This is a genomic window from Sphingobium sp. PAMC28499 (genome assembly GCF_004795815.1).
Taxonomy (GTDB): domain Bacteria; phylum Pseudomonadota; class Alphaproteobacteria; order Sphingomonadales; family Sphingomonadaceae; genus Sphingobium; species Sphingobium yanoikuyae.
In genome coordinates this window covers 4687690-4709921 of record NZ_CP039248.1, presented here as the reverse complement: position 1 = coordinate 4709921, position 22232 = coordinate 4687690, and the positions used below count along the sequence as shown (strand labels likewise).

General features: G+C 65.8%; 20 protein-coding genes. 11 read left to right on the top strand and 9 right to left on the bottom strand.

Annotated features, from left to right (window positions below; translation table 11 throughout):
• Positions 1-67: 67 nt before the first annotated feature.
• From E5554_RS22180 to hflK, 7 genes are all read right to left on the bottom strand, one after another.
• Entirely contained in the window at positions 68-1453 is a 1386-nt protein-coding gene (locus tag E5554_RS22180; RefSeq protein ID WP_136188113.1) for a cell wall hydrolase, read from the bottom strand.
• Positions 1454-1472: 19 nt separating this feature from the next.
• Entirely contained in the window at positions 1473-2390 is a 918-nt protein-coding gene (cysK, locus tag E5554_RS22175) for a cysteine synthase A (protein ID WP_010338110.1), read from the bottom strand.
• Complete coding sequence (locus tag E5554_RS22170; protein WP_004208467.1) at positions 2387-3691, bottom strand: MFS transporter; 1305 nt, start codon at positions 3689-3691, stop codon at positions 2387-2389. The genes cysK and E5554_RS22170 overlap by 4 nt, the downstream gene beginning before the upstream one ends.
• An 86-nt stretch (positions 3692-3777) precedes the next feature.
• On the bottom strand, positions 3778-5409 hold the full coding sequence (locus E5554_RS22165; protein ID WP_125997417.1) for a helicase HerA-like domain-containing protein: 1632 nt from the start codon (positions 5407-5409) through the stop codon (positions 3778-3780).
• A 117-nt stretch (positions 5410-5526) separates the two neighbouring features.
• Entirely contained in the window at positions 5527-7035 is a 1509-nt protein-coding gene (locus tag E5554_RS22160) for a Do family serine endopeptidase (RefSeq protein WP_017500403.1), read from the bottom strand.
• A gap of 128 nt (positions 7036-7163) precedes the next feature.
• On the bottom strand, positions 7164-8003 hold the full coding sequence (locus E5554_RS22155; RefSeq protein ID WP_004208464.1) for a protease modulator HflC: 840 nt from the start codon (positions 8001-8003) through the stop codon (positions 7164-7166).
• Positions 8000-9130 carry an FtsH protease activity modulator HflK gene (hflK, locus tag E5554_RS22150; protein WP_202600508.1) on the bottom strand — a complete coding sequence of 377 codons (1131 nt, stop codon included), beginning with the start codon at positions 9128-9130 and terminating at the stop codon, positions 8000-8002. The genes E5554_RS22155 and hflK overlap by 4 nt, the downstream gene beginning before the upstream one ends.
• Positions 9131-9401: 271 nt before the next feature.
• Between hflK and E5554_RS22145 the strand changes: the two genes are divergently transcribed.
• Positions 9402-10169 carry an Mrp/NBP35 family ATP-binding protein gene (locus E5554_RS22145; protein WP_247594458.1) on the top strand — a complete coding sequence of 256 codons (768 nt, stop codon included), beginning with the start codon at positions 9402-9404 and terminating at the stop codon, positions 10167-10169.
• Here E5554_RS22145 and E5554_RS22140 read toward each other — a convergent pair whose 3' ends face one another.
• Together E5554_RS22140 and E5554_RS22135 are read right to left on the bottom strand one after the other, a co-directional pair.
• Positions 10170-10628 (bottom strand): GNAT family N-acetyltransferase, encoded by a 459-nt coding sequence (locus E5554_RS22140; RefSeq protein WP_136188111.1) that lies wholly within the window; start codon positions 10626-10628, stop codon positions 10170-10172.
• Positions 10629-10677: 49 nt separating this feature from the next.
• Positions 10678-11355, bottom strand: a complete 678-nt coding sequence (locus tag E5554_RS22135) for a hypothetical protein (protein ID WP_136188110.1) — start codon at positions 11353-11355, stop codon at positions 10678-10680.
• Positions 11356-11518: 163 nt separating this feature from the next.
• On the opposite strand from E5554_RS22135, the gene E5554_RS22130 reads away from it, so the two are divergent.
• The 10 genes from E5554_RS22130 to E5554_RS22085 all read left to right on the top strand — a co-directional run bounded on the left by E5554_RS22130 (position 11519) and on the right by E5554_RS22085 (position 22129).
• Positions 11519-11953 carry a CoA-binding protein gene (locus tag E5554_RS22130; RefSeq protein WP_017500408.1) on the top strand — a complete coding sequence of 145 codons (435 nt, stop codon included), beginning with the start codon at positions 11519-11521 and terminating at the stop codon, positions 11951-11953.
• Between the two features lie 39 nt (positions 11954-11992).
• Positions 11993-14272 (top strand): molybdopterin cofactor-binding domain-containing protein, encoded by a 2280-nt coding sequence (locus tag E5554_RS22125; RefSeq protein WP_136188109.1) that lies wholly within the window; start codon positions 11993-11995, stop codon positions 14270-14272.
• Entirely contained in the window at positions 14272-15279 is a 1008-nt protein-coding gene (hemH, locus tag E5554_RS22120) for a ferrochelatase (protein WP_136188108.1), read from the top strand. Before E5554_RS22125 ends, hemH begins: the two co-directional genes overlap by 1 nt.
• 19 nt (positions 15280-15298) lie before the next feature.
• The gene (phbB, locus tag E5554_RS22115) at positions 15299-16021 is read left to right on the top strand and encodes an acetoacetyl-CoA reductase (protein ID WP_004208456.1); all 723 of its coding nucleotides are present in this window, start codon (positions 15299-15301) and stop codon (positions 16019-16021) included.
• Complete coding sequence (locus E5554_RS22110) at positions 16021-16311, top strand: ribbon-helix-helix domain-containing protein (RefSeq protein WP_136188107.1); 291 nt, start codon at positions 16021-16023, stop codon at positions 16309-16311. Before phbB ends, E5554_RS22110 begins: the two co-directional genes overlap by 1 nt.
• A 147-nt stretch (positions 16312-16458) precedes the next feature.
• Complete coding sequence (locus E5554_RS22105) at positions 16459-17226, top strand: energy transducer TonB (protein WP_136188106.1); 768 nt, start codon at positions 16459-16461, stop codon at positions 17224-17226.
• An 83-nt stretch (positions 17227-17309) separates the two neighbouring features.
• Positions 17310-17993 carry a Fe2+-dependent dioxygenase gene (locus tag E5554_RS22100; RefSeq protein ID WP_010335919.1) on the top strand — a complete coding sequence of 228 codons (684 nt, stop codon included), beginning with the start codon at positions 17310-17312 and terminating at the stop codon, positions 17991-17993.
• Between the two features lie 282 nt (positions 17994-18275).
• Positions 18276-19910: a TldD/PmbA family protein gene (locus E5554_RS22095; RefSeq protein ID WP_136188105.1), complete on the top strand. Its 1635-nt coding sequence runs from the start codon at positions 18276-18278 to the stop codon at positions 19908-19910.
• A 21-nt stretch (positions 19911-19931) separates the two neighbouring features.
• Positions 19932-21266 (top strand): TldD/PmbA family protein, encoded by a 1335-nt coding sequence (locus E5554_RS22090; RefSeq protein ID WP_136188104.1) that lies wholly within the window; start codon positions 19932-19934, stop codon positions 21264-21266.
• 167 nt (positions 21267-21433) lie between these two features.
• Positions 21434-22129 carry a DUF4159 domain-containing protein gene (locus E5554_RS22085; protein WP_136188103.1) on the top strand — a complete coding sequence of 232 codons (696 nt, stop codon included), beginning with the start codon at positions 21434-21436 and terminating at the stop codon, positions 22127-22129.
• Positions 22130-22232: the final 103 nt, after the last annotated feature.

The following is a 22232-nucleotide window of genomic DNA, read 5'->3' as shown; positions in this document are numbered from 1 at the left end:
CCCCGGAAAATGTCGTGATTTTATACCATAACGTAATTGCACACGAAATCCGCCAGCGCCGTCCGCATCAGGAGCCGGCTGGCGCTGCGGGTGTCACCTTCGGTGTCACGATCGGCGGCGTGGCGGGTGGGGCCGGTGCAATCTTGACCGTCTCGAACCGCTCTTTGCGCCGCACGCCATCCAGCGAAGGCACGATGACGGCCGCGGGCGGCGGCGCTGGCGTCGCGGTCGGCACGCGCTGGCGCATGCATTCGGCCTTGGTCGGGCGGGGGAACTGGCTGCAGTTCCACAGTGCGCGCTGCAATCCGTTGCCGACATAATGGATATAGGCGAAGCTCATCGCCTCAAGCTGGGCGTCGTTGAGCGGCAGGCCGGTCGGGACGGCGCCGCCGCGCCAGCCCATGATCCGGCATTCGGGCCGGCCGGCACAGAAGGTCTCGGCCAGCGCCGGCCAGCTTTCCGGCGGGCTGCTGCGATTGAGTTCGACCAGGAAGCTGCGCCCGCCCGGTGCGATCGCGATCAGCCGGACGCCGCCGATCGTCTTGCCCAGTGAGTCCGATCCGATGGCGCGTTCCGGCCTGGCGGCCAGCGCGGCGGCGGCTTCGGTCGCCAGCACCGGCGGCATGCCCGGCAGGCCGCTGCCCGGCAGGCCCTGATGCGCGGCGGACAGGCGGGCGATGCGGGCGATCAGCGGCTCGCCACCGGCTTCGCCCAGGCGGAAGGCGGGCGGCGTGCCCCACCAGCCGCGCCAGCGAAAGAACAGATGCGTGCCGACCGCGGTGATCTTGTCCAGACTGCCGCTCCAATAGGGCACGACCCAGTCGGTATGATAATGGGTGGCATAGCCGACCGCCTTGAACACCTTGCCGGCCAGTGCGCCGCGCGCAATCTCCCGCGCCCGTGCCCAGGCGCTGGTGGATGGCGTGCGGGCCAGTGCGCCGTCGCAGGTGAAGGTGAACTGGCAACCGGTGGTCCGTTCCTGCCCCTGGAACACCACGCCGCAGACCGTCTTGGGGAAGGCCGGGTGGCGTACGCGGTTGAGCACGACCTGTGCCACCGCCTGCTCGCCGACGGCATCGTCGCCCGCTTCGTAAAGCTGGGCGGCCGCCAGGCAGTCCGTGGCGCGGGCAAGGTCGGTTTCCGATCCACGGAACAGGAACGGTCGGGCCGATGGATTGGGATCGCGCGAAAAGGGGATCTGGGCGTTGAGGTCGCGGGCCTGCTCGGGGCCGAGTGCAAAAACTTTGACGGGTTCGACGGCGGGCGGCGGGGTTGCGGGCCGGCGCTGGCGGGCGGCTGCAACAGCCGTCAGCCGGCGGCCCTGCGCCGCCTCGTCGCCTGCGCGCGGCCGGCTTTCCCAGCCGGCGACCGCCATGGGCAGACCGACGAACAGCAACAGCCATATCAGCCACATCGCGCGATGTGGCCGGTCAGGGAAAGTGCCGCCGGTCATGCCCTAGGCTTTGTGCCGTTTATTCGGGCAGGAAGTCGGGCACCGAGAGATAGCGTTCGCCGGTGTCATAATTGAAGCCCAGAACGCGGCTGCCAGCGGGTAGTTCCTTCAGCTTCTGCGCGATCGCGGCGAGCGTGGCGCCCGACGAGATGCCGACCAGCATGCCTTCCTGGCTGGCGGCGCGACGGGCATAGTCCTTCGCATCGGCCGGATCGACCTGAATCACGCCGTCCAATATCTGGGTGTGCAGGTTCGCCGGGATGAAGCCCGCGCCGATGCCCTGGATCGGGTGCGGGCCGGGCTGGCCGCCGCTGATGACCGGCGACAGGGTCGGCTCAACCGCATAGACCTTCAGGTTCGGCCACTGCTTTTTCAGCACCTCGGCGGTGCCGGTGATATGGCCGCCCGTGCCCACGCCGCTGATCAGCACGTCGATCGGCGCATCGGCGAAATCGGCGATGATTTCCTGCGCGGTGGTACGGACATGGACGTCGATATTGGCGGGATTCTCGAACTGCTGCGGCATCCAGCTATCGGGCGTCTGCGACACCAGCTCCAGCGCCCGTTCGATCGCGCCCTTCATGCCCTTTTCGCGCGGGGTCAGGTCGAAACTCGCGCCATAGGCCAGCATCAGCCGGCGGCGTTCGATCGACATGCTTTCGGGCATGACCAGGATCAGCTTGTAGCCCTTGACCGCAGCGACCATGGCCAGACCCACGCCGGTATTTCCCGACGTCGGCTCGATGATCGTGCCGCCCGGCTTCAGGTCGCCCGATGCCTCGGCCGCCTCGATCATGGCGAGCGCAATGCGGTCCTTGATCGACCCGCCGGGGTTCGACCGTTCCGACTTGATCCACACTTCAGCGTCCCCGAACAGCCGGTTGACCCGGACATGGGGAGTATTGCCGATGGTATCGAGAATAGTGGCAGCTTTCATTGGGCCGTCTCCTGGCTGATGTCCGCCTCCCTTAAGTCGGGTGGGTCGAAAGTGCGTGCAAGGCGCAGTTCGGGAAAGAGCCGCGCCCAGAATATCGTGACGAGAATGGCGCCGACGCCACCCCCGATGACCGCAGCGATAGGCCCAACGAGCGCCGCAAGGAAGCCCGATTCCGCTTCGCCCAGTTCATTGGACGCGGATATGGTCAGTTGCGACAGGCTGGAAACGCGGCCGCGCATCGCATCGGGCGTGTGCAGCTGCACCAGCGACTGGCGCACGAACACCGACACCATGTCGGCGCCGCCCAGCACGATCAGCGCGGCGATGCCGGCCTCCACCGCGATGTCGCGCGGCAGGAAGGCGGTGCAGCCGAAGGCGATCGTGGCCAGGCCGAACAGGATGACCGCCGCCAGCATCTTGAGGCCGACCTGCGTCTTCATCGGCCGGAAGGAGAACCAGAGCGCGGTCAGCGCCGCGCCGATCCCCGGCGCGATCGCCAGATGACCATAGCCGGTCGACCCGACATGCAGGATATCGCGGGCATAGACGGGCAGCAGCGCGGTCGCACCGGCCAGCAATACCGCGAACAGGTCCAGCGTGATCGTCGCCAGCACCAGCCGGTTGCTCTTGAGGTAGGTGAAGCCGTCGATCATCTGGCGGATCGGATGGCGGCCCTGCTGGCGCGGCGGCTGGGGCACCGGCCCGATCATCATCATCGATATCAGGCCGACGCCGAACAAGGCCGCCGACAGCGCATAGGCGGCCCAGGGCTCGATCGCATAGGCATAGCCGCCCACCGCCTTGCCGAGGATGTCGCCGGTCTGCCAGGCGACCGATGACAGGGCGATGGCGGTCGGCAGCACGGCGGGCGGCACCAGATTGGGCGCCAATGCCCCATAGGCCGGGCCGTTGAAGGCGCGGGCGATGCCGACGATGACCGCGATGCCGAAGATCAGCGGCAGACTGACCCAGCCCTCATAGGTGGCAAAGGCCAGCACGGCTGCGGCGAGCATCAACAGCGCCAGCGTCAGCCGGGTGATGATCCGCCGGTCGAAATGATCGGCCACCCAGCCGGTTACCGGCGTCAGGAAGAAGAGCGGCAGGAACTGCGCCAGGCCGATGAGGCCAAGCTGCGCCGATGCCTCGCCCGTGCTCATCGTCTCCCGCGCGACATTATAGGCCTGCCAGGCGAGCAGGATCATCATGCTGTACTGCGCCAGCGTGGCGCAGAAACGGCCGACCAGATAGGCGCGGAAATTGCCGAAATGGAGCGGGTGGGGCGCGGCTGCAGAGGAAGACATGCCCGCGCTCTAGCCTTATCCCGTGGCGGATAGCAACGGGCCGGACATAATCGACCGGCCCCCTGTTCATCCTTACTGGCCTATCCTTATTTGAACAGGCTGCCCAATATGCCGCGCACCAGCTGGCCGGCAATGCCACCGCCCGAGGATTTGCGGCTCGATCCGCCGAACACCGCGCGGCCCAGTTCATTGGCGACCTGGCGGCCGACCGAGGAGGCGGCGGAGCGGGTCGCCGACTGCACCGCCTTGTCGAGGCTGCTGGGCTTGGCCGCCTCGCGCGCGGCGGCCGCGTCACGACGGGCCTGCTCCTTCAACTCCTGTTCGCGCTGCTTGGCCTCGATCTTGGCCTGGGCGGCGGCGGCCTTGTCGGCTTCGGCCTTGGCCTTGGCTGCCTGCGCGGCGGCAGCGGCGGCCTCGCCGCGCGCGGCCAGGATTTCCTCGGCGGACTCGCGGTCGACGGCGGTGTCATATTTGCCCTCGCAGGGCGAGATCGACTGGATGATCGCCCGCTCCTTGGCGTCGACCGGGCCGAGGCGCGAGCGGGGCGGGGCGATCAGTGTGCGCTGGACCACGCCGGGCGCGCCATCCTCCTGCAACAGCGACACCAGCGCCTCACCGGTCTTGAGTTCGGTGATCGCCGTCTCGATGTCGAGATCGGGGTTGATGCGGAAGGTGTCGGCCGCGGCCTTGATCGCCTTCTGGTCGCGCGGGGTGAAGGCGCGCAGCGCATGCTGCACCCGGTTGCCGAGCTGGCCGGCAATGGCTTCGGGAATGTCGATCGGGTTCTGGGTGACGAAATAGACGCCGACGCCCTTGGAACGGATCAGGCGAACGACCTGCTCGATCTTGTCCTGCAATGCCGCCGGGGCGTCATCGAACAGCAGATGGGCCTCGTCGAAGAAGAAGACCAGTACCGGCTTTTCCGGATCGCCCACTTCGGGCAACGTCTCGAACAATTCGCTCAGCAGCCAGAGCAGGAAGGTGGCGTAGAGCTTTGGGCTCTGCATCAGCTTGTCGGCGGCGAGGATGTTCACATAACCGCGCCCCTTGTCATCCACCTTCAGGAAGTCGTGGATGTCGAGCGCGGGCTCGCCGAAGAAATGGTCGCCGCCCTGGGTTTCGAGCTGGAGCAACTGGCGCTGGATCGCACCGACACTGGCCTTGGTCACATTGCCGAAGCGGGCCGAGAGCGTATCGGCATTCTCCGCGCAATAGGCGAGCATCGCCTGCAGATCGCCCAGGTCGAGCAGCAGCAACCCTTCCTCATCGGCATATTTGAAGGCGATGTTGAGCACGCCTTCCTGCGTGTCGTTAAGGCCCATCAGCCGGGCCAGCAGCAGAGGCCCCATCTCGCTGACCGTGGTGCGGATCGCATGGCCCTGTTCGCCATAGAGGTCCCAGAAGATCGCGGGATTGTCGGCATAGCTGTAATCGGCGATGCCGATTTCCCTGGCGCGAGACACCAGCTTGTCGGCATTTTTGGCGGTCGGCGAACCGGCCATCGAAATGCCCGACAGGTCGCCCTTCACATCGGCCACGAACACCGGGACACCGAGCGCGGAGAAGCTTTCGGCGATGCCCTGCAACGTCACCGTCTTGCCGGTGCCGGTCGCGCCGGCGATCAGGCCGTGGCGATTGGCCCGGCGCAGGTTCAGATATTGGGGGATGCCGCCGTCCTTTTCGGGCGCGCCCAGACCAAGGAAGATGCCGTCGCTCATGGGCCTATGCTCCTCAAAAACGGGTCGGGCCGCGCCCGCCGGACTGTCTGCTCCTTCTTAGAAGGGAGGCAGGCAATCCGGCAAGCGCGGCCCGTAACGATTGTCGCTTTCGCTGACTTACTTGTCGCGCAGGCGGATGGGCAGGAACAACGGCGCCTGGCCGCGACGCAGCACCTGCAGCAGGATGGCGTTGCGACCCTGGGCCGACACCGCCTTCACCTGTGCATCCAGATCCGCCTGGGTCAGCACCGGCCGGTTATTGGCCGACAGGATCACGTCGCCGCGACGCAGGCCCTTGGCGCCGGCGTCGGTCGACCCGTCGACAGCGGTGATGACGATGCCGCGGGTGTCGCCGGCAACGCCCAACTGGCGGGTGATGCTGGGGGTCAGCGGGATGGCGGAGATGCCCAGCGACTTCTGGGCCGCCTGGGTGTCGCTGCCCTGGTCGCCCTGCTGGCTGAAATCGTCATCCTGCTGCTGGGCGAAGTTATTGAGTTCGTCTTCGCTCGGGCGCTCGCCCACGACCGCGTTCAGGGTCATGCGCTGGCCGTTGCGCAGCAGCACGATCGGCACGCTCGACCCGATCTTGCTGTTGGCGACGATCGACGACAGATTCTGGTCCGGCGTCACTTCCTGACCGGCGACGCTGACGATCACGTCGCCTGCCTTGATGCCGGCCTTTTCGGCGCCCTTGCCAGGCTCGACGCCCTGCACGAACTCGCCGCGATTCTTGGCAAGGCCGAGCGAGTCCGCCATGTCCTCGCCCAGCGGGCTGATCTGCACGCCCAGATAGCCGCGCTTGATGCTTTGTCCCTGGCGCAGCGTGTCGACAATCGGCGCTGCCTGTTCCGAGGGGATGGCGAAGCCGATGCCGACATTGCCGCCCGAAGGCGACAGGATCTGGCTGTTGATGCCGATCACGTTGCCGCGCATGTCGAACATCGGGCCACCGCTATTGCCCTGGTTGATCGATGCGTCGGTCTGGATGAACTTGTCATAGGTGCCGCCGGTGCCGCGATGCACGGCGGAGATGATGCCGGCGGTCACGGTGCCCGACAGGGCGAACGGGTTGCCGATCGCGACGACCCAGTCACCCACGCGCGCCTTGGTGCTGTCGCCGAACTTGACGAAGGGCAGGGGCTTCTTCGCGTCGATCTTCAGCACGGCAAGGTCGGTTGCGGGATCGCGGCCGACCAGCTTGGCGGGATATTCTTCCTTGTTGGTCATGGTGACCGTGATGCTGTCGACGCTGGCGCCTTCCGCACCGGCCGACACGACGTGATTATTGGTCACGATATAGCCATCGGCCGAGATCAGGAAGCCCGAGCCCAGCGACTGGGCCTGGCGGGTCTGCGGCTTGCCGCCGCCACCCTGGCCGAACAGGTCGCCAAAGGGCGTGCCGGCGAAGGGATTCTGTACGGTGACGCGCTGCTTGGTCGAGATGTTGACCACGGCCGGCTGCAGCTTTTCGACCATGTCGGCCAGGCTTGCCGGGGCACCGGCGGGTGCAGCGGCCTGCAGGCCTTCATTCTGGGCGGTCTGCGCGCCGACATTGGAGCTGGTCGTGACGGCGATGGCGGTGCCGCCGAGCAGCAGGGCGCCGGTGATGGCATAAGCGTAACGCACTCGTGACGGTCCTCTTCAGAAATTCGGGAGCGGGAAGGGCGGGACTCTCGGGGAGCCTTATCGATGCGCCGCCCTGCCTTAACCGATATTGAATGACACTGGTTCCGTAATGATCCTGAAACCTGCTGTTAGCGGCCCTGGAACTGCTTCAGGAACTCATTGTCCTTCGACAATACCATCGTCGTGCCGCCCGCCCGATCCGGGGCGAAGGTATAACGATAGGCCTGCATGGCGCGATAGAAGTCATAGAAATTCGCGTCCTTACCAAAGCTTTCCGCATAGATGCGGGCGGCATTGGCGTCGGCCTCGGCGCGAATGATCTGTGCCTGCTTCAGGCCCTGGGCGCGGATCGTCAGCGCTTCCTGCTGGCGCGCGGTGCGCATGCGGGTGAAGGCGCTTTCCAGCGGCGTGCCATCGGGCAGGTCGGCGCGCTTGATCCGCACGTCGACGATCTCGGCGCCATATTGGCGCGCGACCCGGTCAAGCCCGGCCTCGATATTCTGCATCACCTGGCCGCGTTCGGGGCTGAGCAGCGCGGCGAAGGGCCGCTTGCCCAGTTCGTTGCGCAGCGCCGAGCCCAGGATCGGGCGCAGCGCGTCCGACACCTTCTCCTCGCTGCCGGCCGAAATATACATCCGCAGCGGATCGACGATGCGGTAGCGGGCAAAGGCATCGACCTGCAGGCGCAGCTGATCGGTCGAAAGCACCTGCTGGCGCTCCATCTCGACCGAGAGCACGCGCTTGTCGATCCAGACGATCTGGTCGAAGAAGGGCACGCGCAGGATGACGCCGGCGCCGGTCTTGCCGAAATCCTCGTTCGGACGATAGCGGTTGATGATCTGCTTGGGCTCGCCGAAGCGGACGATCACGCCCTGCCGGGTTTCCGGCACGATGGTGACGGTGCTGCCGACCAGGATCAGCAGGATGATCGCGCCGATGGCGAGGGCGATGGGATTGCGCAAGCTCACTGGCCTTCCTCCGTCGCATTGGCAGCCGACTGGGGTGTGCCCTGGGCGCGCCGCTTGAGTTCGGGAAGGGGCAGGAAGGGGGTGACGTTGCCGCTTTCGACGATCGTCTTGTCGACGGTGGACAGGACACCCTCCATGGTTTCGTAATACATGCGCCGGCGGGTCACGTCGGGTGCCAGCCGATATTGTTCATAGACCTTGTCGAAGGCTGCGGCTTCGCCCTGCGCCTTGGCCGTGACCTGCTGTGCGGCGGCGCGCGCCTCGTTCAGATAGGTCTGGGCGGTCTGCTGCGCGGCCGACACTTCCTTGAAGGCGTCGTTGACGGCGGCCGGCGGATCGGCCTGCTTGATCGCCACGCCCTGGACGCGGATGCCCGACTTGTAGCCGTCGAGAATCTCCTGCATCCGCTGTTCGACCTGCTGCTCGATCTCGGTGCGGCCCGCACCCAGCGCATCGTCCAGGCTGACGCTGGCGACCACCGAGCGCATCGCGCTTTCCGCCACTTCGCGGATCGATGCGTCCGGGTCGGCCAGCTGGAACAGATAGAGTTCCGGATTGCGGATGTTCCAGCGCACCGAATAGGCCAGGTCGACGATATTCTGGTCGCCGGTCAGCACCAGATTTTCGCTCTCCGCGCTGGCCGATCCGATATCGATCGTGCGGATTTCCTCGACATCGACCGTGCGCACCGCCTCGAACGGGGCGGGCAGGGTCAGGCTGATGCCGGGCGAGAGGGTGCGGCTATATTTGCCGAGCAGGGTGACGACGCCGCGTTCCTGCGGGCCGACCCGGTGGAAACTGGTCAGCACCAGCCAAAGGACGACGACAATGCCGACGGCGATCGGCCACAGCGCCCGGCTGTTCGCGCGCGGCGGCAGGCCACCGAAGCCGCCGCCCTGGCCAAAGCTTTCGCGGCTCTTGCGCAGCAATTCCTCGATCGCGGAGGGGGATTTGCCGCCGGCCGGCTTGCCGGGCTGGGTCCAGGGATTGCGCGGGCCATCACTGCCCCCGCCGGACCCGTTCTTGCCCGGTCCGTCATTGCCCTCAGGCCCGTCACCCTTGCCGCCCCAGGGACCCTGGGCCATGGCGCTCGCGATGCCGGGCATCCACCCGAATAATCTTCTCATGTCATCTCTATAGGAATGGCTGCACGCGAAAAACAGTGCCCTTAACGACGATTATTGCCTAGAGGGCCCAGTCATGACCGATATCGATGATTTTGCCGCCCGCCTGAAGACGCTGACCGATGGCCGTGCCAGCGCGCCGCGGGTGAAGGATGGCGTCATGACCTTGGCGCTCGACGTGGGCGGTCTGGCGCCCGAACGGCGCGATGCCGTGGCCGCCGCCATCCGCGAGGGCGGCCTGATGCTGCCGGGTGTCACCGACGTGCGCATCGCCATGACGGCCGAGCGCCGCGCGCCGCGCATCATCGCCGTGGCGTCGGGCAAGGGCGGGGTGGGCAAGTCGACCCTGTCGGCCAATCTCGCCATCGCTTTGTCGCGGCTGGGGCACAAGGTCGGTCTGGTCGATGCCGATATCTATGGCCCGTCGCAGGCCCGCCTGCTAGCCAGCGAGGACCAGAAGCCGCAGGCGCGCGAAAAGCGCCTCTTCCCGGTCGAAAGCCCGCTCGGCATTCCGATGCTGTCGATGGCGCATCTGGTCGATCCGGGCAAGGCGCTGGCCTGGCGCGGGCCGATGGTCGGCAATGCGCTGGGGCAGTTGATCGATGCCGACTGGGGCGACACCGACCTGCTGGTCATCGATCTGCCGCCGGGCACTGGCGACATCCAGCTGACCATGCTCCAGAAGCACAAGCCGGCCGGCGCCGTGATCGTCTCGACGCCGCAGGATCTGGCGTTGATGGATGCGACCCGCGCGATCAGCCTGTTCGAACAGGCGCAGGTGCCGATGATCGGACTGGTCGAGAATATGGCCGGCTATGCCTGCCCGCATTGTGGCGAAGTGTCCGACCCGTTCGGCTGCGGTGGCGCGGAAGCCGCGGCGGGCGAGCTTGGCCTGTCCTTCATCGGCCGCATTCCGCTGGCGATCGACATTCGCAAGCGCTCCGACGCGGGTAATCCGCCGGCGGCTGGCGAAGGGCCGCATGCCGATGCCTTCCGCGCCGTCGCCGAAAAGGTCGCGGCCTGGCTGGCGAAGGCCGCCTGATCAGAGGCCGAGGTGCAGGAACTGGTTGAAGGCGCTCGCGCGATAATCGCCGAACGCCTCGCCATTGCCGAAGCCGTGCCGGCGATACAGCGTCAGCGCCGGATCGAAGGCGGGGCCGCTGCCGGTTTCCAGGCTGAGCCGGGTCATGTCGCGCTGCCGTGCCTGCCCGATGATATGGCGCAGCAGCGCTGCGGCCACGCCCCGGCGCAGATGATCGGGATGGGTGCGCATCGATTTGAGTTCGCCCTGGCCTCCGCCCAGGTCGCGCAGCGCGGCGACGCCGGTGATCTCGTCGCCATCCCAGGCGGTCCAGACGCAAATGTCCGGCTGCTGCAATCCTGACAGGTCGAGCGCGAAGACGCTTTCGGGCGGCGATTCCGCCTGCATGCCGGCCAGATGGATGGCCAATAGCGCGCGGGTCGGCGCGCCGCTCAGATCGTCTTCGCGAATATCGAACATGGGCAGGGTCTAGCCGTGGCGCGTGCGGTGCGCCACGGCCAAGTCCGGCTTATTTGACGTTGATCTCCAGCGACGGGTCGACCATCGACCGACGCGGTGCTGGCCGGGCGGCCGGCAGCGGCGCGGCGCGGGGTGCGGGCGTGTAGCTGGGGGGGATCGGCGCCGCCTGGCCCAGCATGGGCGCAGGGCGGCGTGGCGGTGCCAGCGCGATCTCATTCTGGGTGAAGGCCTGCAGTTCCCGGCCGGCCGGGATGATCGCCGTCTTGCCGGTGATGAAGCCCGCGAACACGCCGGCCGCGATCACGCCACCGATGGTCGCGGCGGTATTGCCTTCGCCCTCCTGGCGGAAGCTGCCCTTGATCGGGATGCGGCGCCCGGCGACTTCGATATAGCGCAGCTCGATATTCATCTTGCCCGATTTGCCGAAGGCGCCCTTGCCGGTCAGCCAGGTCACTTCGCCTACGGCGCGGGCATTCATCGGGATGACGACATAGCCATCGACCATCACCGGATCGGCGACCGACAGGTCGAACATCGACCCTTCCTTGGCGGTCTTGCTGGACAATTCGCTGTTCATGCGCAGCATGACGGCGGTGTTGGCGGGCAGGACCATGGCCGGACTGGCCTCGGGCGGCTGCATGACGGGCAGCGGCGCATCGGCCTGTGCCAGCAGCGGCTGGGCAGTCGCGGACATGATGGCAAGCGCGGCAATGACGACAGACTTCATCTCAGACCCCCTGAATACGGCCCGTCCCCACCGGCCGGCGCGAATCGCGCATTGCCGGGCCTAGCCGGATGCTGCTTAGGAATTGGTTAGGAACGGCGCGCGCCAGGCCCCTTGTTCGCGCCTTCGCCCTGCCCATATCGGGGGCCAGAACAGGAGGACCACCATGCCGCTCACCGCCGCGCAGGATATTGCCGATCTGCTCAACGAAACCCGGACGATCGCGCTGGTCGGCATTTCCGATCGCCCCGACCGGCCGAGCTACAGCGTGATGAAGACGCTGCAGGATCATGGCTATCGCGTGCTGCCGGTCAATCCGCAGATCGCCGGTGAGCATGTCCATGGCGAATTTGTCTGGGATCGGCTGTCGGACATCGGCGTGCGGATCGACATGGTCGACATCTTCCGGCGCAGCGAGGCCGCGGGCGAGGTGGTGGACCAGGCGATCGCCGCTGGCGCCAAGTCGGTCTGGATGCAATTGGGGGTGATCGATGCCGATGCCGCGGCGCGGGCCGAAGCGGCGGGGCTCAAGGTCGTGATGGACTATTGCCCTGCGATCGAGATCCGGCGGCTTGGCCTTGCGCCGATCGCGGCGGATTAGCCCTAGGCAGCACGGCCCAGCGCCTCTATCAGCAAGGCCATGGCGCGGGCACCGTTGAAACGACGCAAAGACAGAGGTTTGAGCGACACAGGTGTGAGCCGTCGCACGCTGCTGGTCGGTGGTGGCGCGGCAGCGGGACTGGTTCTGGCCTGGGCGGCCTGGCCGCGCAGCTATCGGCCCAATCTCAATGTCGGGCCGGGCGAGCAGGTTTTCGACGCCTTCCTCAAGATCGATCGGGCCGGGCAGGTGATCGCCATCGTGCCGCAGACCGAAATGGGGCAGGGGGTGACCACCATCCTGCCGCAGATTTTGGCGGACGAACTTGGCGCCGACTGGCGCACCGTCGCGGTGCAGAGCGCGCCGATCAGCCCGCTCTATGCCAACGGCCTGCTGGCGCGTGACTGGCTGGCGAGCGACTGGACCCGCGTGGCGGGCGATGCCGGCACCTGGGCGATCGACCAATATGCTACGCGCAGTGCGCTGATGCTGACCGGGGCAGGCACGTCGGTGCCGATGTTCCAGGACGCCTATCGCCGGGCCGGTGCGGCGGCGCGCGTGCTGCTGTGCAAGGCGGCGGCGGCGCGCTGGGGCGTGCCCTGGGAAAGCTGCGACATCCAGAATGGCATCATCACCGACGGCGCGGAGCGCAAGCTGCGGCTGGGCGATGTAGTGGAGGATGCGGCCGGTTTCACCCTGCCCGACATCCTGCCCTATCGTCAGGGCAATGACGGTCGGCTGACCGGGCAGGATCTGCCGCGGCTCGACACCCCGTCCAAGATCGACGGCAGCCATAATTTCGCCGCCGACATCCGTTTGCCCGACATGGTCTTCGCCTCGATCCGGCAGGGGCCGATCGGCGACGCCGTGCTGAAGGATGCGCGCGATGCCGAGGCGCAGAAGGTCACCGGCTTCCTGAAGCTGGTGCGCACCGAGCGCTGGATCGCGGCGGTCGGCACAAACTGGTGGGCGGCGAACCGGGCGCTCGATCTGATCGATCCCAGCTTCACCCTGCGCGGCACGCCGGTCGACAGCGGCCGCATCGATGCTGCGCTGGAGGATGCCTTTTCCGGGAACGCCGGCCGGCGTCTCTATGTGCAGGGCGACCTGCTGCCGGTGTTCGAGAAGGCGACGATCCTGGCCAGCGAATATCAGGTCGATCCCGGCCTGCATCTGGCGCTGGAGCCGATGTGCGCGACGGCACGGGTGACGGAGGAGGGCACCGAAGTCTGGATGGCGACGCAGGCGCCCGCGCTGGCCCGCGCCGCGATCGCCGATGCATTGGGCCTGTCGGACAGCGCGGTGACGCTCTACCCGCTCCATGCCGGCGGCGCGACCGGACGGCATATGGATTGGGAGGCGGGCGTGCAGGCCGCGCTGATCGCGCGCGATGTCGGTCGTCCGGTGCAACTGCTCTGGTCGCGGCTGGAGGATGTGATCCAGGATCGGCCCGGCGCGCCGGCCCATGCCCGCATGGCGGCCAAGCTGGGTCGTGGTGGCATGGTCGAAGGCTGGCTGGCCAAGGTGGCGGCTCCCTGCGCCATGACCCAGACCTGGTCGCGCATCGCCCATGGCAAGCTGCCGCATGAGGCTGCCGCCGAAGCGGGCGACAAGGCGACCCGGCTGGCGGTGGCCGGCATGGTGCCGCCCTATGCCATTCCGAACTGGGCGGTGGATCATTATCCCGCTGACGTTGGCCTGCCGCTCGGCTTCATGCGCGGCAATGCGCATCTCCATGGCGCCTTCTTCACCGAATGCTTCCTGGATGAACTCGCCCATCTGGCGGGGATCGAGGCGATGTCCTTCCGCATCCAGATGCTGGGCGGGAACCCGCGCCTCGCCCATTGCCTCTCCACGGCAGCGGCCATGGGCGGCTGGCAGGGGGGCATTGCCGGCAGCGGGCAGGGGATCGCCGCGCATATGATGAACGGCGCCTATGCCGCCGTGATGGTCGAGGCGGGGATCGAGGGCAGCAAGCTCAGCGTCCGGCGGATGGTTGCGGCGGTGGATTGCGGCGATCAGGTCAATCCCGATATCGCGCGGCAGCAGATAGAAAGCGGGTTGATCCATGGCCTCGCGCTCGCCATGGGGGCGTCGGTGCCCTATGCCGGTGGCATGCCGACGCGCGCGATGCTGGGGCGGATGAACCTGCCGCGGCTGGGCGACATAGGAGAGATCAGCGTGGAACTGATCCGCAGCACGGCCGATCCGGCCGGCGTCACCGATCTTGGCGCACCACTCGCCGCGCCGGCGATCGCCAATGCGCTCTTCACCGTCACCGGGCAGCGATTCCGCAGCCTGCCGATCATGGGAAATGGCTGATGCCTGACAGCGAAGTTGACACTCGAACGCCATCGCGCGTCGGCGTGCTGCTGATCAATCTCGGCACGCCCGACGCGCCCGATGCCAAATCGGTGCGCCGTTATCTGGCGGAATTCCTGTCCGACCCGCGCGTGGTGGAAATTCCGCAGATCATCTGGCAGCCGATCCTGCGCGGCGCGGTGCTGACGACGCGGCCGAAAAAGTCGGCCCATGCCTATCAGCAGGTGTGGATGCCCGGCGGATCGCCGCTGGCGGTCTATACCCGCGAGACGGCGGAGACGTTGCAGCAGGCGATGGGGCCGGACCTGATCGTCGACTGGGCGATGCGCTATGGCAATCCATCGATCGCCAGCCGGCTCCAGGCGATGATGGCGCACGGGTGCGAGCGCATCCTGCTGGCGCCGCTCTATCCGCAATATTCCGGCGCGACGACCGCGACCGCACTGGACAAGGCCTTTGCCGCGTTGGCCGACATGCGGTTGCAGCCGGCGATCCGCACCCTGCCGCCTTATTATGCCGATCCCGACTATATCGCCGCGTTGAAGGCGTCGATCGACGGCCATCTGGCGCAGCTCGACTTCAGGCCCGATGCGCTGCTCGCCAGTTTCCATGGCATGCCGGAACGGACGCTGAAACTGGGCGATCCCTATTATCACCAGTCGGTGGAGACGGTCCGGCTGCTCGACGCGGCGATGGACCTGCCCGTCCATATGAGCTTTCAGTCGCGTTTCGGCCGGGCCAAATGGCTGGAACCGGAGACCGAAGCGACGCTCACCAGATTGGTAAAGGAAGGTGTCCGGAACATTGCTGTCGTGACACCCGGATTTTCGGCAGATTGTCTGGAAACCCTAGAGGAAATCGGGCTTCGCGCGAAAGAAGTTTTTTTAGCGGAAGGTGGCGAAAAATTTGCCTTTTTGCCCTGTCTAAACGCATCCCCCGAAGCTATCACCCTCTACCAGCGGCTGGTCGGCCGCGAGCTTTCAGGATGGGTGGACCAGAGGGTCTAGCACAGGAGAGGACAGGCGCATGTCGAGAGTAGCGATCGTGACCGGCGGAACCCGCGGTATCGGGGAAGCCATCAGCCTGGCACTCAAGGAAATGGGATATACGGTTGCCGCCAACTATGCCGGCAACGAGGAAAAGGCCAAGGCCTTCACCGACGCCACCGGCATTGCCAGCTTCAAATGGGATGTCGGCGATCATCAGGCCTGCCTGGACGGTTGCGCTGCGGTGGCGGAAGCGCTCGGCCCGGTCGACATCGTCGTCAACAATGCGGGCATCACCCGTGACGGCGTGCTCGCCAAGATGAGCTTCGACGACTGGAACGAAGTCATGCGCATCAACCTTGGTGGTTGCTTCAACATGGCCAAGGCGACCTTTGGCGGCATGCGTGAGCGCGGCTGGGGCCGGATCGTCAATATCGGTTCGATCAACGGCCAGGCCGGCCAATATGGCCAGGTCAATTATGCCGCCGCCAAGTCGGGCATCCATGGCTTCACCAAGGCGCTGGCGCAGGAAGGCGCCAAATATGGCGTCACCGTCAATGCGATCGCGCCCGGCTATATCGACACCGACATGGTCGCGGCCGTGCCGGCACCGGTGCTGGAAAAGATCGTCGCCAAGATCCCGGTCGGCCGTCTGGGGCAGGCGCATGAGATCGCCCGTGGCGTCGCCTTCTTCTGCAGCGACGAGGGCGGCTTCGTGACCGGCAGCACGCTGTCGATCAACGGCGGCCAGCACATGTATTGATGGCCAAGGGCGACGCTTCCGATGGCGCAGCCGTGTCCGGGGCGTCGCCCTTTGCCCCTCCGGTCAAGCGCAGCGTGACCATTGCCGGGCACCAGACCGCGATCAGTCTGGAGCCGATCTTCTGGCAGGCGCTGCGTGAAGCGGCTGCCGAGGCCGAATTGCCGATCAATGCGCTGATCGCCCGGATCGACGTGACGCGGATGGCGGCCGACGATCCCCCCAATCTGGCCAGCGCGATCCGCTGCTGGCTCTTTGCCCGCGTCCGGACACAGGATTTTCCGCAAGGCTGAGCGTCTCCCGCCTCTTTCCCTTATTGCTATAGCGTTTCTTCCGCACTTCTGCGCCGGGGCGAAATAGGCTAGGGCGCTGCGAATGAAATTGATTCGCATTATGGTCCGCTGTATCGCGGACCTAGGCTGACGGACGGAGGACGGGCAATGCTGCAGGCGGCACAGGGCAGGGCGGAGGTCTATGCGACCGATTTCGCCGATGTCGGTGACGATCGTCCGATGCCCGTTGCCAGCGGCCATGCCATCGCTGTTCCGGCCGAACGCTATGGCGCGCGTCGCGGCCCCAATGTGCCCGCCATTGCCGCCATCCTGGTCGTGCATGCGCTGCTGATCGGCGCGCTGATCCAGGTGCGCAATCATGTCGTCCGGGCCGAAGAGGCGAAGCTGACGGTGGTGAACCTGTCGCCACCCCCGCCGCCGCCCGCCGCCGAAGCGCCCCCGCCGCCGCCATCCCAGCCGCAGGTCGTGGCGCCGCCGCCGATCGTCCAGACACCGGTGCCGCCGGTGCAGATCGCCACCACGCCCGATCCGGTCCCCGCGCCATCGCCCGTCGCGGTATCGGCCCCGCCATCGCCGCCGGCCCCTGCCGCGCCGGTCATGGCGGCTGCGGCCCCCTCGGTCATCCAGGCCGGCGATATCGGCGCGCAGATGGTGTCGGGCAAGCCGCCCCGCTATCCGATCGACAGCCGACGCAAGCGCGAGCAGGGCACGGTCGTCCTGGCGCTGGTGGTCGGCACCGATGGCGGTGTCGAGAGCATCGGCATAGCCCGCAGCAGTGGTTTTGCGCGACTGGATGATGCCGCGCGCGATGCGGTCAAGCATTGGCGTTGGCGCCCGATCCTCCGCGACGGTCAGGCCGTGCGGGTGAAGGGCGTGGTCGAAATCCCCTTCGTCATCCGCACCGACAAGGCCTGACAGACAGGGCCTGACAGACAGGACTTCACCGGCGCGCCTTGCGCGACCGCAAGCCCAGGCCATCCCGCCCCGGAGTATCCTTCATGCTGATCGTCATTCCCGACCTGATCGACGCCGCCGGCGTCGCCCATATCCGCGCGCTGATCGATGCTGCGCAATGGGTCGATGGCAATGTCACCTCCGGCCATCAGTCGGCGCTGGCCAAGCGCAACCTGCAACTGCCCGAAAGCGCGCCGGAAGCGCGCCAGGCGGGGCAGATGATCCTCGATGCGCTTGGGCGATCGCCGCTGTTCATCGCCGCTGCGCTGCCGCTCAAGATTTTTCCGCCTTTGTTCAACAGCTATGCCGGCGGGCAGGCGTTCGGCACCCATGTCGACAATGCGGTGCGCATCCAGGCCGGCACCGGCTTTCGTGTCCGGTCCGACCTGTCGATCACCGTGTTCCTGGAAGAGCCGGAAAGCTATGAGGGCGGCGAGCTGACGATCGAGACTAATTTCGGCGTGCAGCAGGTGAAGCTGCCAGCGGGGCAGGCGGTGCTCTATCCCTCCTCCTCGCTGCATCGGGTCGAACCGGTGACGCAGGGCCGGCGCGTCGCCAGCTTCTTCTGGATGCAGTCGATGATCCGCGACGACGCCGCGCGCCAGATGCTGTTCGATCTCGACAGTTCGATCCAGCAACTGGCGCTCGATCGCGGCCATGACGATGCCCAGGTGATCCGCCTGACCGGCGTCTATCATAATCTGCTGCGCCGCTGGGCCGACGCCTGAGCCTGCTGCCCGTTTTGACTATAGCTAACTGACTGGCAATTATAGCGAATCTATAACTGTTGTGCAGCGTGTGCGGACGCTGGCTCGCCGCACATGTCGTTCGTCGGCGCTGGTTGCCCTTTGGTCGAAAGCCTGCATGCCACGCCTTGTCGCTCGGAAAAGCCGTTTGACCTCATCTGTCCGGCTCGCAATGATCCGCGCCATCCACGCGGAGGGTGCCAAGGGGGTGGCCTTCGCGACAAGACAGACCCGCGATCTGCGGGCATTCCAGTGGAGGCTATCTTGCATAGACGCGACTTCCTGGCCTTTGGCACCATGGGTGTCGGCGGGCTCGTCCTGCCGTCCTTTTTCGGCAAGGTCATTGCAGCAGAGGATCTGAACAGCGCGCTCGACGTCGGCTTCAAGAAGGGGCTGGCCGACGCCGCGATGAACGCGGCCAAGAGCGCCGGCGCCAGCTATTGCGACGTGCGCGTCGGCCGCTATCTGCGCCAGTTCGTCATCACCCGCGAAAAGAATGTCGAGAATATCGTCAACACCGAATCCACCGGTGTCGGCATCCGCGTTCTGGCGAATGGCGCCTGGGGCTTTGCCGCCACCAATGAGCTTTCCAAGGAAGCGGTTGCCAAGGCCGCGCAGCAGGCGGTCGCCATCGCCAAGGCCAATGCGCCGCAGCAGAGCGCCCCGGTCCAGCTCGCCCCGGTCAAGGGCGCGGGCGAGGTCAGCTGGAAGACGCCGATCGTCAAGAACAGCATGGCCGTGCCGATTAAGGACAAGGTCGAGCTGCTGATGGGCGTGAACGCCGCCGCGATGGAGGCGGGCGCCGACTTCGTCAATTCGATCCTGTTCCCGGTCAATGAGCAGAAATATTTTGCCAGCACCGATGGCAGCTATATCGACCAGGATGTCCACCGCATCTGGGCGCCGATGACGGTCACCGCGGTCGACAAGACCAGCGGCAAGTTCCGCACGCGCGAGGGCCTGTCCTCGCCGATGGGCCTGGGCTTCGAATATCTCGACGGCGCGGCCAGCGGCAAGACCGTGCTGCCCAATGGCGTCACCGTCTATGGCAACAGCTATGACATGAAGGAAGACGCCGTGGCCGCCGCCAAGCAGGCGCGCGCGAAGCTCAAGGCGCCGTCGGTCAAGCCGGGCAAATATGATCTGGTGCTTGACCCGTCGCACACCTGGCTGACCATCCACGAGTCCGTCGGCCATCCGCTCGAACTGGACCGCGTGCTGGGCTATGAGGCCAATTATGCCGGCACCAGCTTTGCCACGATGGACAAGCTGCAGGCCCATTTCCAATATGGCAGCGACAAGGTGAACATCGTCGCCGACAAGGTCCAGCCCGGCAGCCTGGGCGCCGTCGCCTATGATGACGAAGGCGTGAAGACCAAGAAGTGGGATCTGATCCGCGACGGCAAGCTGGTCGGCTATCAGGCAATCCGTGACCAGGCCCATATCGAAGGCAAGAAGGAATCGGACGGCTGCGCCTATGCCGACAGCTGGTCCAATGTGCAGTTCCAGCGCATGGCCAATGTCAGCCTGGAGCCGGGCAAGACCAAGCAGAGCGTCGCGGACATGATCGGCCAAGTCGAGGACGGCATCTACATCATTGGCGACGGCAGCTTCTCGATCGACCAGCAGCGCTACAACGCCCAGTTTGGCGGCCAGCTCTTCTACGAGATCAAGAACGGCAAGATCACCCAGCAGATCGAGGACGTTGCCTACCAGATCCGCACCCCGGAATTCTGGAATGCCTGCGTCGGCGTCTGCGACCAGAGCGATTATCGCCTGGGTGGCTCCTTCTTCGACGGCAAGGGCCAGCCGGCCCAGGTCTCCGCCGTGTCGCACGGGTCTTCGACCGCGCGCTTCAACGGTATCAACGTCATCAACACCGCGCGTTCGCTCGGCTGACGCTTTAGGGGAGACAAGAACATGAGCATCCTTACCGAAGCGCAGGCCAAGGCCATCCTGACCAAGGTCGTCGCCCTGTCGAAGGCCGACGAATGCACCGCGCAGCTGACCGGCAAGATCCAGGGCAATATCCGTTTCGCCCGCAACGACGTATCGACCGCGGGCCTGACCGACGATATCGAACTGGCGGTCCAGGTCGCCTATGGCAAGAAGGTCGGCACCGCCACCATCAACCAGTTTGACGACGCCTCGCTTGAACGGGTGGTGCGCCGGGCGGAAACGCTGGCCAATCTGGCCCCGGACAATCCGGAATTCATGCCGGCGGTGGACAGCCAGGCCTATAAGGCCAGCCCGACCTTCGCTCAGTCGACCGCCGACATTACGCCCGAATATCGCGCCCAGGTGGCGTCGACCTCGATCACCGCCTGCAAGTCGCAGAAGCTGATCGCGGCCGGCTATCTGGAGGATAATCAGAGCTTCGTCGCGATCGCCAACAGCAAGGGCAATTTCGGCTATCAGCGCTCGACCATGCTGGATTATACCTGCACCGTCCGCACCGAGGATGGCCGGGGTTCCGGCTGGGTCGGCACCGACACGCAGGACGCCATCCGCTTCAAGGCGGACAGCGATATCCAGATCGCGATGCGCAAGGCATCGGCCTCGTCCGAGGCCAAGGCGCTGGAGCCGGGCAAATATACCGTGATCCTGGAACCAATGGCGGCCGCGGGCCTGATCGGCTTCATGTTCTACTTCTTCGGCGCGCGCGAGGCGGACGAGGGCCGCAGCTTCCTGTCGAAGAAGGGCGGCGGCAACAAGCTGGGCGAACAGGTGTTCGGGCCGCAGGTCAATTTCTACACCGACCCGTGGGATCCGGTCGCACCCTGCCTGCCCTGGGACGAGGATGGCCTCGCCCGCCAGCGTGTCGACATGGTCAAGGACGGCAAGGTCACCAACCTCAATTACAGCCGCTACTGGGCGAGCAAGCAGGGCAAGCCTGCGATCGGCCAGATGGGCAATATCCTGATGACCGGCGGCACCAAGACCACCGCCGATCTGGTCCGCTCGACCGAGCGCGGCGTCCTCGTCACCCGTACCTGGTATATCCGCATGGTCGATCCGCAGACCGTGCTGCTGACCGGCCTGACCCGCGACGGCACCTTCTATGTCGAGAACGGCCAGATCAAATATCCGATCAAGAATTTCCGGTTCAACGAGAGCCCGGTGATCATGCTCAACAATGTCGAAGAGCTGGGTCGCCCGGTCCGCGTGCCGCCGGACGAAGTGTCGATGAACATCGTCGTGCCGCCGATGAAGCTGCGCGACTTCACCTTCACCTCGCTGTCGGACGCGGTGTGACGGTTTGAGCTGTGCATGATCCTCCCCTGTGAAGGGGAGGGGGACCATTGCGAAGCAATGGTGGAGGGGTGTCACCCTATCGATAGCGGGACACCCCTCCGTCTGGCTTCGCCAGCCACCTCCCCTTCCAGGGGAGGATCATGCAAATCCCTATGTGATTGGATGTGATGACACGCGGCGAGTTTCTTCGGTTGATGGCGGGCGGTCTGGCTGGCGCAATGCTGGCCCGCCCCCTTGCCGCCGCGGGAGGCTATGATTTCTGGTTCACGCGGCTGCGCTATGATTCAGGCGACTGGGATGTCGACCAGCGCATGCCGTCCAACCTCATCACCTCGCTGATCGATTATACGACGCTGCGGGTCGATCCGAAGGAGCATGTCATCGCCCTTTCGGACCCGAAGATGCTGACCGCGCCCTTCTGCTACATGGCGGGGCACAAGCTGGTCGAATTTTCGGAGGCCGAGCGGCGCAATTTCGAGCGCTATGTCCGCAATGGCGGCTTCGTCCTGGTGGACGATTGCAACCATGACATAGACGGCCTCTTCGCTCGTTCGTTCGAGGCGCAGATGGCCAAGATTTTCGGTCCCAAGGCGTTGAAGACGCTGCCCAAGGCCCATCCGGTCTATCGCAGCTTCTTCAAGTTCGACGGGCCGCCCAATACCGCGCTGGAGCTGAACGGCTGGGGCGACGATCTGGTCCACGACTATCTCAAGGGCATAGAGGTCAATGGCCGCCTGGGCGTTCTCTACAGCAACAAGGATTATGGCTGCGAGTGGGACTATGACTGGCGCAACAAGCGCTTCCTGGCCGAGGATAATACCAAGTTCGCTGTCAATATCGTGATGTACGCGCTGTCGTCGTGACGGTGGCGTCATCATTCCTCCCCTCTAAGGGGAGGGGGACCGGCGAAGCCGGTGGAGGGGTGTGAAGCTATCGTGAGGGGGACACCCCTCCGTCAGGCCTGCG

Bases quoted from the DNA above. Each gene is read 5' to 3' on its own strand.
- E5554_RS22125 (WP_136188109.1), top strand. From the start codon at position 11,993: ATGGCGCGGGCACCGTTGAAACGACGCAAAGACAGAGGTTTGAGCGAC.
- E5554_RS22145 (WP_247594458.1), top strand. From the start codon at position 9,402: ATGACGGCCGAGCGCCGCGCGCCGCGCATCATCGCCGTGGCGTCGGGC.
- cysK (WP_010338110.1), bottom strand. From the start codon at position 2,390: ATGAAAGCTGCCACTATTCTCGATACCATCGGCAATACTCCCCATGTC.
- E5554_RS22100 (WP_010335919.1), top strand. From the start codon at position 17,310: ATGCTGATCGTCATTCCCGACCTGATCGACGCCGCCGGCGTCGCCCAT.
- E5554_RS22085 (WP_136188103.1), top strand. From the start codon at position 21,434: ATGACACGCGGCGAGTTTCTTCGGTTGATGGCGGGCGGTCTGGCTGGC.
- hflK (WP_202600508.1), bottom strand. From the start codon at position 9,130: ATGAGAAGATTATTCGGGTGGATGCCCGGCATCGCGAGCGCCATGGCC.
- E5554_RS22170 (WP_004208467.1), bottom strand. From the start codon at position 3,691: ATGTCTTCCTCTGCAGCCGCGCCCCACCCGCTCCATTTCGGCAATTTC.
- hemH (WP_136188108.1), top strand. From the start codon at position 14,272: ATGCCTGACAGCGAAGTTGACACTCGAACGCCATCGCGCGTCGGCGTG.
- E5554_RS22105 (WP_136188106.1), top strand. From the start codon at position 16,459: ATGCTGCAGGCGGCACAGGGCAGGGCGGAGGTCTATGCGACCGATTTC.
- E5554_RS22090 (WP_136188104.1), top strand. From the start codon at position 19,932: ATGAGCATCCTTACCGAAGCGCAGGCCAAGGCCATCCTGACCAAGGTC.
- E5554_RS22140 (WP_136188111.1), bottom strand. From the start codon at position 10,628: ATGTTCGATATTCGCGAAGACGATCTGAGCGGCGCGCCGACCCGCGCG.
- E5554_RS22135 (WP_136188110.1), bottom strand. From the start codon at position 11,355: ATGAAGTCTGTCGTCATTGCCGCGCTTGCCATCATGTCCGCGACTGCC.
- phbB (WP_004208456.1), top strand. From the start codon at position 15,299: ATGTCGAGAGTAGCGATCGTGACCGGCGGAACCCGCGGTATCGGGGAA.
- E5554_RS22130 (WP_017500408.1), top strand. From the start codon at position 11,519: ATGCCGCTCACCGCCGCGCAGGATATTGCCGATCTGCTCAACGAAACC.
- E5554_RS22180 (WP_136188113.1), bottom strand. From the start codon at position 1,453: ATGACCGGCGGCACTTTCCCTGACCGGCCACATCGCGCGATGTGGCTG.
- E5554_RS22165 (WP_125997417.1), bottom strand. From the start codon at position 5,409: ATGAGCGACGGCATCTTCCTTGGTCTGGGCGCGCCCGAAAAGGACGGC.
- E5554_RS22110 (WP_136188107.1), top strand. From the start codon at position 16,021: ATGGCCAAGGGCGACGCTTCCGATGGCGCAGCCGTGTCCGGGGCGTCG.